This is a genomic window from Pseudomonas sp. SbOxS1, assembly GCF_013416725.1.
GTDB lineage: Bacteria > Pseudomonadota > Gammaproteobacteria > Pseudomonadales > Pseudomonadaceae > Aquipseudomonas.
The window spans coordinates 66,324-78,287 of the sequence record NZ_JAAVXC010000008.1 but is presented as its reverse complement, the minus strand read 5'-3'; the positions used below and the strand labels follow the sequence as shown (position 1 = coordinate 78,287).

The window sequence follows — 11,964 nt, the reverse complement described above, 5'->3', positions numbered from 1 at the left end:
CCAACGGACGGGGGCGTTGAAAAAAACAAAAGGTTCAGGCACGACGCAGGGCGTGGTGTTCCATGCGGTTTTGCAGACGATAGAGATAGGCAAAACCCTGCTCCCAACGCTGATGACCCGACTTCACATTGATGTGCCCGGCACCTCCCAGGATCCCCGCTTCCGCACCCCAGTTACGCGCCAGCTCCAGGGCCCGCGGCGCGCTGACGGCGCTGTCGTTGTCGGAGCTGACGACCTGGCTGGGAAACGGCAAAAGGTCGGTTGGAATCGGTGCGAAATTGCGCAGGGCCGGCGCGCAGGCCGGTCGCTCGACGTCCGCCGGCGCGACCAGCAAGGCGCCACGCACCTGACGCAGAAACTGCACAGGCGCGGTAGCCGCCCAATGCGCGACGGTGATGCAGCCAAGGCTGTGGGCGATCAGGATGACGGGGGTGCTGTCGGCGGCAATGGCCTCGGCCAGCGCCGCCACCCAGTCTTCACGGCGCGGCGTCAGCCAGTCCGCCTGCTCCACCCGTGCGCTGTTCGGCAAACTGTTTTGCCAGTGGCTTTGCCAATGATCTTCTGGCGATCCTTGCCAGCCCGGCACAATCAGGTAGCGAATTGATTCGTTGCGCATGGGGGAAGCTCTCCTGCTGCGTGTCTGTTCCTGATCGAGTATAGGGACGGGATTTATATTCGTTAAGGAATAAGAAGCTATTTATTAAGATCTATATTGAATATAGGAATTGTAGGAGCTGGCTTGCCAGCGAAGGCGTCCTTCCAGCCAAAAAGCTACCGCTGACAAACCGCTTTCGCTGGCAAGCCAGCTCCTACAGGTAAAAAAAAGGGGCCGCACCCTGCCAAGGAGACGGCCCCAGAAAACTTGAAACGCTGTCAGCGCGCGGTGATCACCGATAACTTGGTAATCCCTGCCCGCTCGATCGACGCCATGGCCCGAGCCACTTCGCCGTAATTCACCCCGTCATCGGCCTGCAATTGCACCCGCACTTCCGGGTCCTTGGCCTTGGCTGCCTGGAGCTTGAACTCGAGCAGATCAGGCTGGATTTCATCCTTGTTGATAAACAGCTTGCCCGCACCGTCGATGCTCACCACCAGCGGGTCCTTCTGCTCCACCGGTGCCACGGCTTCGGTCTTGGGCAGGTTGATCGGGATGGCGTTGGTCAGCAGCGGCGCAGTGACAATGAACACCACCAGCAGCACCAGCATCACGTCCACCAGCGGTGTCACGTTGATCTCGCTCAGCACCTCATCGCTGTCTTGAGTGGAGAAGGCCATATCAGGATGCCTCCTTCACTTTTTGTGCATTACCCGACGCCGCAACCTTGTGCGCGGTTGGGTGAATCAACACACGGAACGCACTCTTCTGCGCCAGGCTGTAGAAGTCATGGGCGAAGTCGTCCAGGTCCGCCGCCGTCAGCTTCAGGCGACGCAAAAAGTAGTTGTAGACCAGCACCGCCGGTACCGCGACGGCGATCCCCACACCGGTGGCAACCAGCGCTGCACCGATGGGGCCGGCGACTGTTTCCAGGCTCGCCGAGCCCGCTGCGCTGATGCCCTTCAACGCCTCCATGATTCCCCACACTGTGCCGAACAAACCAATGAACGGTGACGTGCTACCGATACTCGCGACCACCGCCAGCCCGGTTTCCAGCGACCGGCGTTCACGCACGATCTGCTGGCGCAGGGCCCGCTCGAGACGATCCTGATGATTGATCGCCTGGCTCAAATCCGCCGCCTGTGGCGCCTCGCCGACCTGAATGGCCGCATAACCGGCCTGTGCCACCCGCGCCGCAGCACCTGGTTGGGTTTCGGCTAACTCTGCGGCCGAATCCAGGCTTGAAGCGGCCCAGAAGTGCTTATGAAATTTTCGGTCCTGGGCTTTCAGGCGACCGAACTGCACGCCCTTGAGCAACGCCAGGCCCCAGGTGGCAACGGAAAAAACCACCAGCAGCCAGATCACCGCGCTTTCGATGGATTGGAGTGGAGAAGCCAATAACGTCATGGTGAATTCCTCGTGTAAACGTTTCGCGCTAAATAGGTGTCGGTTTAATGAATCTTGAAATCGATGGGTACGCTGACCCAGCCGTCCTGGGCCACATCACCCTGCTTGGCAGGCACGAAACTCCAGCGTTTCACGGCGCTCAGGGCCGCCTCATCGAGGGCCTCGCGGCCGCTGCTTTTCTGAATCTGGATCTCCCCGGGCTTGCCGCTGGCCAGTACATGAACACGTAACAACACCGTGCCTTCCCAACCGCGGCGCTGGGCCAGAGACGGGTATTCCGGCGCCGGATTTTTCAAATACCCGGCGCTGGCCGAGGCGGGTGTCACCGGTGCCGGCGCGGGCGGTGCAGGGGGTGCCGGGGCCGCGACCGGAGCAGCCGGTTGTGGCGGCGCGGGCGGTTGCGGGGCTGCTTTTGGCGCTGGTTTAGGCACCGGTTTAACGATCGGTTTTGGCTTGGGAATCGGTTTCGGCGGCGCCGGCTTGGCTGCCAGTTCGTCCACCACGGGCGGCGGTGGCTCGACCACAGGTGGTGGCGGCGGTGGAGGTGGCGGCGGTTCGACCACTGGCGGCGCCGGACGCGAAAACTCGATGGTCATCGGCGGAATTTCCGGCGGCACGATTGGCAATTCTTTGGTCGGCTGTTGATTGACCCAGTAGATCACCGCACCGTGCACCAGCAACGCCAGCACACCGAGCAGTATCGCTTCGCGTCGGCTCAGGATGCCCTTGGGTGCACGCTGCAAACGCAGCTGGCCCAAGGGCACGCGGTGTACCCTCCCGAGGTCGACCAACTCGCCACCTGGCGCCTGGCGCCAAAGCACCTCGTGTGCGCCGGCGGCGGTCTGGACATTGCCCATTGCTTTACTCCCTGCGGTCTCTTTGCGAATTACCCAATACGCCGAACCCGACATCCCCCGTACGACGTATCGAGGGTTAATCATTGGGCTAGACGCTTATCTCTGAAAGTAATCTTTAACGTTAAAACTAGACCTAAAACGAATATGAAAAATACCTAGTTCGCTGCAGGCCCTGTTCCATAAGGGCTGCGGCGAGGCAGCCAAAAACACATGCTTTTGGAGCATTGAAAATATTCCCCCAAGGCATGGTTTTCGCTGCAGACGCCGCCTGGATCAGAAGTCGTAACGACCGGTCACACCCAAGGTTCGCGGTGTCCCGAGCAACCCTTCGTAACCGCCGTTGGAAGCGGTCCAGAGGGTGGTGTAATAGGTTTTGTCGAACGCGTTTTTCAGCCACAGCGAGACGTCCCACTGCCCCTGCTTGAAGTCGCCGCGCAGACCGGTCGACAGGTTGACCACGGCGTAGCTCGGGATCTGGCCGAAATCGGAATCCTCCACCGTGCCCACCGCTTTGGAGCGGAACGCGTAGCTGGCGGTGACGTACTCTTCGAAGCCGTTACTCAGGTTCCATTTGTATTCGCCGTTGGCGTTGCCGATCCATTTCGAAGCGCCAACCACCTGATGGCCGCTGAGATCGCAAGAGGCCGGGGCACCCGGCGCCAGGCTGACTTCCGGTGGGCACGGCGCATCCTTGTAGGAGAGGTAGCTGACGTCGTTGTAGGAGCCGTTGATGTTCAGCGTCAGGCCACGCAACGGGATCAGCGTGCTGTCGAATTCCACGCCACGCGAACGCACGGAACCGGCGTTGGTCAGGTATTGCACGCGGTTGACGTCGTCGTAGGCGTTGGTTTGATAGCCGTTGACCTGGGTCCAGAACACGTTGGCGTTGAGTTGCAGGCGACGGTCCCAGAGTGTGCTTTTGAAACCGAGTTCAGCGTTGTTTGCGCGTTCGGTGCCGATCAGCAGCGAGTCGGCGCCAGCGACCGGGGCTGTGCCGACGGCCAGGTTGACCCCACCGGATTTCTCGCCATGGGACAGCGTGGCGTAGCCGAGCAGGTCATCGGTGAAGTGATAGCTGAGGTTGAGCAGACCCGAAGGGCTGGAACTGTATTGATTCAAATCACCGGAGTCGTAAGCCCCGGCGCGACCTTGTCTTACCGCCGCTGCCGCCCCGGCCACCGCCGCACCACCCACTGGCGCGTTGCGGTTGACCCAGGCGCTTTTCTCTTCATAAGTGCCACGCACACCAGCGGTGAAATCCAGCCGTTCGGTGAGGTGCCAGGTGCCTTGGGCAAATAGGGCGAAGCTGTCGGTTTCGATGTGGCCTTTGCCGATGCTGGTGACGTTGGCCAGCGCGCCCGCCGGCGTACCGTTCCAGATGTCCGCTTGCGGGCCATAGAAGCTGAACGATTTGTTGTCCAGGTCGGAACCGAAGTAATAGGCGCCGAGCACGTAATCGAAGAATCCGCCGGTGGGCGACGCCAGGCGAAACTCCTGGGAATATTGCTTATCCTCCACTGACACGCCGGCGTTGTTGTAGGCGGAGACGTTCAGGCCGTCATCGTTGCGCGGGGTGAAGTTCCACCAGCGGTAGGCGCTGATGGAGGTCAGGGTGAAGTCGTTCGGCAGCGTCCAGTTCGCCTCGACCGACGTGCCGCCCTGGTGCACGGTGACGTGTTGATCGTTATTCAGGTTGACCTTGCGATGCGTACCATCGACCAGCGTGGCGCCCGCCGCATTGGCCCGTGCCTGGTAGAGGTTGACACCATTGATGGTCGGCCCGGTGTTGTACAACACGCGGGTGCCGGCGCTGGAATCCTCTTCGTTGTAGTCGCCGATCCAGCGCAGATTGAATGCCTCATTGGGCTTGAACAGCAACTGGCCACGAAAGCCATCGCGTGAGCCGCCGTTCAAGTCATGGCCGTCGAATTCGTTCTTGATGTCGCCATCGCTGCGGGTGCGGTAAGCGGAAAATCGTCCCGCGAGTTCATCATTCAATGGGCCGGAAATGGTGCCCTTGGTCTGGAAATAACCGTCCTCGCCCACCGAGGTTTCGATGCTGCGTTCCGGTGTAAATGTCGGTGCCCGCGTGCTGATGTTGATCACGCCAGCCGTTGTGTTCTTGCCGAACAACGTGCCTTGCGGGCCGCGCAGCACTTCGAGTTGCTCGATGTCCATCAGGTCGAACACCGCCATGCCCGGCCGGCCGAGGTACACGTTGTCGATGTACAGCCCAACGCTGCCTTCCAGGCCATCACTGGCCGGGTTGTTGCCCAGGCCACGGATCGACACGCTGGACTGGCGCGCATGCATGTAGGCGACGTTGACGCTGGGTACCAGTTGCTGCAGGTCCTGGATGCGATAGACCCGCTGGGTTTCCAGGACCTGGCCACTGACCACGCTCATCGGGGTCGGTACATCCTGTGAACTTTCTTCGCGACGGCGGGTGGTGACGGTCACTGTTTCCAGCTGAGTGCCATCGGCCTTGGCCTGGCCCGAGGCGGTTTTTGCCGGGGCCTCTTGGGCAGTGGTGGTCTCGGCCGCATAGCCTTGGGTCCAACTGGCGCTCCCCGCCAGCAACAGGGCCAGGGGCAGGCGTTTGAGCCGTCGGGGTGTAAGGGGTGACGCAAGGTTCAACGGACTCATCAAGCGGCTCCTGGTCAAAAAACATACAGCGACTTTTCAGCAGTGCATATTCTTTAAAGTTATTTATTTATGTTTTTACAAAGATTTACTGCATAAGAGATTGCCTTTATAAGGAGTCGACCTAATGCATATCCAATGCATTTCCCCGATATTTTTAATGTGAAAAATGCATATCGACCTGCGCCAGCTTCGCCACTTCATCGCCCTCGCCGACCAGCGCAGCTTCGTCGCGGGCGCCATGGCCGTGAACCTGTCGCAGTCGGCGTTCAGTCGCAGCATCCAGGCGCTGGAACACAGCGTCGGCTGTCAGTTGGTGGATCGCGGGCGCAAGGACCTGGCGCCGACCAAACAGGGCCAGGTGTTGCTCGAACACGCGCGGCGGCTGGTCAGCGGCGCGCAGCAGATGGCCAACGAGATCAGCCAATTCAACGGCCTGGAGGCCGGCGAACTGCGCTTCGGTTGCGGCCCGGCGCCAGCGGCGGGTTTGATCCCTCGGGCGATCGGCAGTTTTATCGGTCGCTACCCCAAGGCGCGGGTGCAATTTCAAGTGGATGACTGGCAAAGCCTGAGCAAGCGCCTGCTGAGTGAAGAGTTCGAATTTTTCGTCGCCGACACCCGGCAGTTCGAGGCCGACCCGGACTACCTGACCCAACGCCTGCGCCCGCGCAAATGGCATTTCTGCTGCCGCGCCGGACACCCACTGGCCACTCGCGAAAGCGTCAGCGCTGCCCAATTGATGAGCTATCCGATGGCCGTCACCATTCGCCCGCCGAACCTGCGAAAAGTCATCGTCGACCTGAGCGGCCGACCGGATTTCGCGCCCAACGTGGAGTGCGAAAACAGCTACAGCCTGCTCGGTGTGGTGCTGCGTTCGGATGCGATTGGCATCGTCGGCGAGTATTCAGATGCGCTGCATAACGCCAAGGGTGAATTGGTGCGCTTGAAGATCGATGGATTGGCCGATGACCTGGAAGAGCTGTACACCCGCTACGGGATCGTCAGTCGCGCGGGGTATCGGTTGTCGCCGTTGGCCGAGGCGATGATTGCGCAGATCAAGGAGGTTGATGGGCAGGATGAAGAGGTGTGTTCGCTGGAGAATTTCGCTGTCTGATCTGTCGCCATCGCGAGCAGGCTCGCTCCTACAGTGGATCGGTGTACACAAAACCCTGTAGGAGTGAGCCTGCTCGCGATGGCGTCGCCCCAGGCAGCGATGCACCCACTGCATAAAAACCATTCCCCAAACGCACTTGCCTCAACCCCGCCCCAGCAGCGAAAAACCTCGCCTGTCTTTTCGATCGGTGAACCCCATGCCCAACACCCAAAACCCCGTGCGCAACGTGCTGTACATCATGTGCGACCAACTGCGCCGCGATTACCTGTCGTGCTACGGCCACCTGCACTTGCACACCCCCAACATCGATCGCCTGGCCGCCGCTGGCGTGCGTTTCAGCCGTGCCTATACCCAGGGCACTATCTGCGGCCCGTCGCGGATGTCGGCTTACACCGGGCGCTATGTCAGCAGTCATCAAGTCGCCTGGAACGCCGTGCCCTTGCCGCTCGAAGAACTGACTGTCGGTGACTACCTGCGACCCCACGGTATTCGCACCGCACTGGTGGGCAAGACTCACGCCACGCCTAATCTCGATGCGTTGCAGCGGCTGGCCATCGACCCTGGCAGCGAGCAGGCCGAGAGCCTGAACGAAGTCGGATTCGAGCCGTACTTGCGCCATGACGGCATCTTCCCTGACGACCCGCTGTTCGATGACAAACGCGAATCCGCGCCCTACACCCACTACCTGCGCGATCTCGGTTATGCAGGGCGCAACCCCTGGCACGACTGGGCCAACGCTGCCGAAAGCGAACAGGGCGAAATCCTCAGCGGCTGGAAAATGCGCAACGCCCATCTGCCGGCGCGCGTTCCCGAGCAGCATTCGGAAACCGTCTACACCACCGACCGCGCCCTCGACTTCATCGCCGAGCAGGGCGAACAGCCGTGGTGCCTGCATCTTTCATACATCAAACCCCACTGGCCCTATATCGCTCCGGCGCCGTATCACGCGCTTTATGGCGCAAAAGAGGTGATCGAGCCGGTGCGTGCAGCCGAAGGCGAGACCAGTGATCACCCGGTGTACAACGCGTTTCGTCAGCACGAAGAGAGCCTGAATTTTTCCCGGGACGAAGTACGACTGAACGTGATCCCGACGTACATGGGCCTGATCAAACAGGTCGATGATCAGCTCGGGCGGTTGTTCGATTTCCTGCAGAGCAGCGGCCGTTGGGATGACACCCTGATCGTGTTCACCAGCGACCATGGCGACTTCCTTGGCGATCACTACCTGGGGGAAAAAGAGTTCCTGCTGGAGCCGGCGGTGGGGGTTCCGCTGATCGTTCGCGACCCGCGTCCGGCGGCAGATGCAACGCGCGGTTCGGTGGATGAGCGACTGGTGGAAACCATCGACGCGCTGCCGACTTTCCTTGAGGCGCTGGGGTTTCCGGGGGCCGAGCATCGACTTGAAGGACGCTCGCTGATTCCCCTGCTGCACGGTGTGAAAACCGACTGGCGCCGCTTCGCTATCAGCGAATACGACTACGCCTTCCAGGCGCCTGCGCGGGAACGCTTGCATCAACCGATCGACCGCTGCCGCATGACCATGGTGCGCAGCGAGCGCTGGAAATACCTGGCGTACGACGGCTTCCGACCGCAGCTGTTCGATCTGTTGAATGATCCGCAGGAGCTGCGGGACCTGGGAGCTGACCCGGCGTATGCCTCGGTCCGAGAAGAGCATGCGGGGTATTTGTTTGAGTGGGTGCGGGGGTTGAAGCGGCGGACCACTATCAGTCATCAGGAGATTGATTTGCGTGGGCAGCGGTTTCGCTACGGAGAGCCGGAAACCGAGAAAATGGTGCAGATCGGCGTGTGGTAGAAAAAAGCATCGCGAGCAGGCTCGCTCCCACATTGGATTTCCATGGATCACAATCCCTGTGGGAGCGAGCCTGCTCGCGAAGGCGTCAGATCAGACCCCGCCGATATCCGGCCCCTTCACCGTCTGACTACGCTGCCCCGCCACACCCACCGGCACCTCGCCTTTGAGCGTCACGCGCCGCACCACGCGGTCCTGGGTGCCATAGTCATCCACCGCGTAATGCTGGGTGGAGCGGTTGTCCCAGATCGCCACATCACCGGCCTGCCAGCGCCAGCGCACAATGTTTTCCTGGCGGATGACGTGGCTCTGCAACAGGTTGAACAGGTGCGCCGAATCACCCTGGGAGTAACCCTTGATGCGCTTGACGAAATGCCCCAGCAGCAAGCTTTTCTCGCCGCTGATCGGGTGTACGCGCACCACCGGATGCTCGGTCTCGTAGATGGTCGAGGTGAAGATCTTGCGGTAGCGCTCCAGCTTCTCTTCCGACACGTCAGGCTTGGCACCGGCGTAGTCATATTCGTTGCTGTGCACCGCCACCAGTTTATCCGCCAGTTCGCGCAGCTCCGGCGTCAGTTCGTTGTAGGCCGTGGCGGTGTTGGCCCACAGGGTGTCGCCACCAAAGGCGGGCGCAACCACCGAGCGCAGGATCGAGGCTTTCGGGTACGCATCGACGAAGGTCACGTCGGTGTGCCAGGAGTTGGCGCGCTGGCCTTGGGCACCGTCCAGTTCGAGCAGGAAGCGGGTGCCGTCGCGCACCGGCACGGTCGGGTGCGCCACGGGTTCGCCAAGCAGATGGGCGAAGGCTTCCTGGCTCTGATCGTCGAGGTGGGCCTGCTCGCGGAAGAAGATCACCTTGTACTGCACCAGCGCCTGCTGGATCGCCTCGACGGTGTTGGCGTCCAGTTCACCGGAGAGCTTCACGCCACGGATCTCGGCACCGATCCGACCGGCCACCGGATGGATTTCAAGCGCGTGGACAGCGGGTTTTACAGCTAAAGCGGCATTGCTCATGGGTAGACCCTCGATCGGACTGCTGACGGTTGAGCGACAGCGAAACAACGCTCTATCTATATTCAATTTAGGTCTAATAGATATTCGCATGCTTCGTTGACGGAATAAGAGCTTGCATTTAAAACCTCAACCAACCCTCGTCGCAAATGCCTTCGAGCTATTTTTAGGATGCCGGGAAAGCATATGGATCTTCGCCAGTTGCGCTACTTCATCGCCCTCAACGAACACCGCAGTTTCGTCCGTGCGGCGGACGCCATGGGCATCACTCAACCGGCGTTCAGCCGCAGTATCCAAGGGCTTGAGCAAGAGTTCGGCTGCGTGCTGGTAGACCGTGGCAACAAGGATTTGCGCCCGACCCCCGAAGGCCTGGTGGTATTGCAACATGCGCGCAGCCTGGTGCAAGGCGCGGCCCTGCTCAGCGCCGAAGTGACGCAGATGACCAAGCTCGACGCCGGTGAGCTACGCTTCGGTTGCGGACCCGCCCCGGCGGTGAAACTGGTGCCGGATGCGGTAGCGCAATTCATCAACGCGCACCCGAAAGTACGCACCTGTTTCGAAGTGGATAACTGGGAAAAACTCAGCCGCGCACTGAGTCGCGAAGAGATCGAGTTCTTCATCGCCGACATCCGCCATTTCGAAGCCGACCCGAACTTCCAGACCCAGGCCCTGACACCCAGGCGCGGGGTGTTTTTCTGCCGTCCAGGGCATCCGTTGCTGGCCAAGGAAAGCCTGTCGACCAACGACATGTTCGATTACCCGCTGGCAACCACGCTGATTCCGCCGGGCATCCGCAAACTGCTGGCGAACCTCAGTGGACGCATGGACTTTTCCCCGACCATCGAGACCGAGCATTTCCCGGCGCTGGTGAAAATCGTGCTGCAATCGAATGCGATTGGCGTGGGGACGCAAGAGGCCTTTGTCGAAGACATCGCCCAGGGTTCGCTGGTGTTGCTGCACTGGCGCAATCTGCCGCAGAACATCGAGAGCATGAATGCCCGCTGCGGGATTGTCAGTCGCACAGGGTTCAGGTTGTCGCCGGCGGCGCGGGCGATGATTGAGATATTGGTGGCGGTGGACAAGCAGGAGATCGCTGTCGCGGTTTAGGGCCCCTTCGCTGGCAAGCCAGCTTCTACAAGGACGCGGTGATCTTTGTAGGAGCTGGCTTGCCAGCGAAGAGGCCCGCAAGAGCGCTAAAGATTTAAAGTTTCGCCGCCGCCAACTCCGGCACCACCCAATCACTCACCTTGAACGACTTGCGAATCAGCTTCTGCTGCGAAGCCAGGTCCACGGCATCCTGCAATTTACCCAGGAACACCGGGTCCAGGGTCGACGGGAACACCTCGCTCAGGTTCTGGTCCTTCAAGTCCTCGGTCAGAATCACCGACGGATAACTCGCCAGCCCAGACACCAACTCAATGTACGCTTGCTTGTTGCTGTCATGGGTCAGCCATTGCACCGCCTGCTGTTGGGCCTTGAGCAGCTTCGCCACCACCTGCGGGTGCTCGTCGACAAACTTGCCATTGGCCACCAATACGGCCTGAACACTGCCCGCGCCACCCAGGTCCTTGGTGTTCAACGGCAACTCGGCCAGGCCTTTGGCTTGCAACGCCGTCAAATTGGAACCGCCCCACGACGCATCGATCTGCTTGGCGGCGAGCGCCGCCACTGCAGCGTTGAAATCCAGGTTGATGACCTTCAGGTCCTTCTCGCTCAATCCCTGGCTGGCCAGCGCTGCATCGAACGACAACTGGCTGGCAGTGCCGCGAAAGATCGCCACACGCTTGCCCTTGAGGTCCTGCAGGGTCTTGATCCCCGAGCCCGGCACTACGCCCAGGTAGTGCTTCACCCCGCGCGCCGAGGCACTCAGCACCCGTGTATCCAGGCCATTGGACTTGCCGATGATCGCCGCCAGGTCACCGAGGTACGCCAGATCGACCTGATCATTGGCAAAGGCTTCGTTGATCACGGGACCTGCGCCTTTGAAGAAATTCCACTGAATCTTGATGCCCTGGTCGGCAAAGGCCTTTTCGTAGATCTGCTGATCGCGCAACACGTCCACCACGCCGCCTGCGCTGTGTTGCGTGCCGGCGCTGAGGTCGGGCACGGCGATGCGGATTTCCTTGAGTTCGGCGGCCTGGGCGGTGAACGCCAGCAAGCCCGCCAGAGCCGGTACGGCGAACAGGCTGATGACACGTTTGAAGGGGATGCTCATGGGTACGGCTCCTGGTGACGGCGGCGTTGAGGAGCAGAAAGTAGGCTCAATCTTGATCAACACTTAAATACTATAAATTCACATTTTTATATCTTTTAGAACTAAGCAAGCAACGACGGGGCCCGCGGAACGATATGCATAACCAGCATCGAAAATATTCTTCGAATGCATTGGATGCGTTTTGGCTGGAGGCCTTAAATGGTCTGGCTTATCTCTCAATAGTATTGATTTGATTTTTTATAGAACTATTTTGCATACACCCCGCTCCCACAAAAGGCAGGCCGTATTGCAACCCGACAACGGAGGTCTCGC

The 11,964-nt window shown here is 60.3% G+C and carries 10 protein-coding genes; 3 read left to right on the top strand and 7 right to left on the bottom strand.

Features of this window, described 5'->3' with window-relative positions; translation table 11 throughout:
* Window positions 1-34: 34 nt before the first annotated feature.
* The 5 genes from HFK74_RS12515 to HFK74_RS12495 form a co-directional block, all read right to left on the bottom strand.
* Window positions 35-616 (bottom strand): alpha/beta hydrolase, encoded by a 582-nt coding sequence (locus HFK74_RS12515; RefSeq protein WP_180203782.1) that lies wholly within the window; start codon window positions 614-616, stop codon window positions 35-37.
* Window positions 617-873: 257 nt separating this feature from the next.
* Window positions 874-1,275 carry a biopolymer transporter ExbD gene (locus HFK74_RS12510; RefSeq protein WP_008055381.1) on the bottom strand — a complete coding sequence of 134 codons (402 nt, stop codon included), beginning with the start codon at window positions 1,273-1,275 and terminating at the stop codon, window positions 874-876.
* 1 nt (window position 1,276) lies between these two features.
* A complete protein-coding gene (locus HFK74_RS12505) occupies window positions 1,277-2,002 on the bottom strand; it encodes a MotA/TolQ/ExbB proton channel family protein (RefSeq protein ID WP_180203781.1) in 726 nt (241 codons plus the stop codon).
* Between the two features lie 44 nt (window positions 2,003-2,046).
* Window positions 2,047-2,859, bottom strand: a complete 813-nt coding sequence (locus HFK74_RS12500; protein ID WP_180203780.1) for an energy transducer TonB — start codon at window positions 2,857-2,859, stop codon at window positions 2,047-2,049.
* A 273-nt stretch (window positions 2,860-3,132) separates the two neighbouring features.
* On the bottom strand, window positions 3,133-5,505 hold the full coding sequence (locus HFK74_RS12495) for a TonB-dependent receptor (RefSeq protein WP_180203779.1): 2,373 nt from the start codon (window positions 5,503-5,505) through the stop codon (window positions 3,133-3,135).
* Between the two features lie 166 nt (window positions 5,506-5,671).
* Between HFK74_RS12495 and HFK74_RS12490 the strand changes: the two genes are divergently transcribed.
* Together HFK74_RS12490 and HFK74_RS12485 are read left to right on the top strand one after the other, a co-directional pair.
* The gene (locus HFK74_RS12490) at window positions 5,672-6,616 is read left to right on the top strand and encodes a LysR family transcriptional regulator (protein ID WP_180203778.1); all 945 of its coding nucleotides are present in this window, start codon (window positions 5,672-5,674) and stop codon (window positions 6,614-6,616) included.
* A gap of 196 nt (window positions 6,617-6,812) precedes the next feature.
* The gene (locus HFK74_RS12485; protein ID WP_180203777.1) at window positions 6,813-8,429 is read left to right on the top strand and encodes an alkaline phosphatase family protein; all 1,617 of its coding nucleotides are present in this window, start codon (window positions 6,813-6,815) and stop codon (window positions 8,427-8,429) included.
* 90 nt (window positions 8,430-8,519) lie between these two features.
* Here HFK74_RS12485 and HFK74_RS12480 read toward each other — a convergent pair whose 3' ends face one another.
* A complete protein-coding gene (locus HFK74_RS12480; RefSeq protein WP_180203776.1) occupies window positions 8,520-9,440 on the bottom strand; it encodes a TauD/TfdA family dioxygenase in 921 nt (306 codons plus the stop codon).
* 183 nt (window positions 9,441-9,623) lie between these two features.
* On the opposite strand from HFK74_RS12480, the gene HFK74_RS12475 reads away from it, so the two are divergent.
* Entirely contained in the window at window positions 9,624-10,544 is a 921-nt protein-coding gene (locus tag HFK74_RS12475; RefSeq protein WP_008055388.1) for a LysR family transcriptional regulator, read from the top strand.
* Window positions 10,545-10,638: 94 nt separating this feature from the next.
* Here the strand turns inward: HFK74_RS12475 and HFK74_RS12470 are convergent, their stop codons facing one another.
* Complete coding sequence (locus HFK74_RS12470; protein ID WP_180203775.1) at window positions 10,639-11,652, bottom strand: ABC transporter substrate-binding protein; 1,014 nt, start codon at window positions 11,650-11,652, stop codon at window positions 10,639-10,641.
* Window positions 11,653-11,964 lie beyond the last annotated feature (312 nt).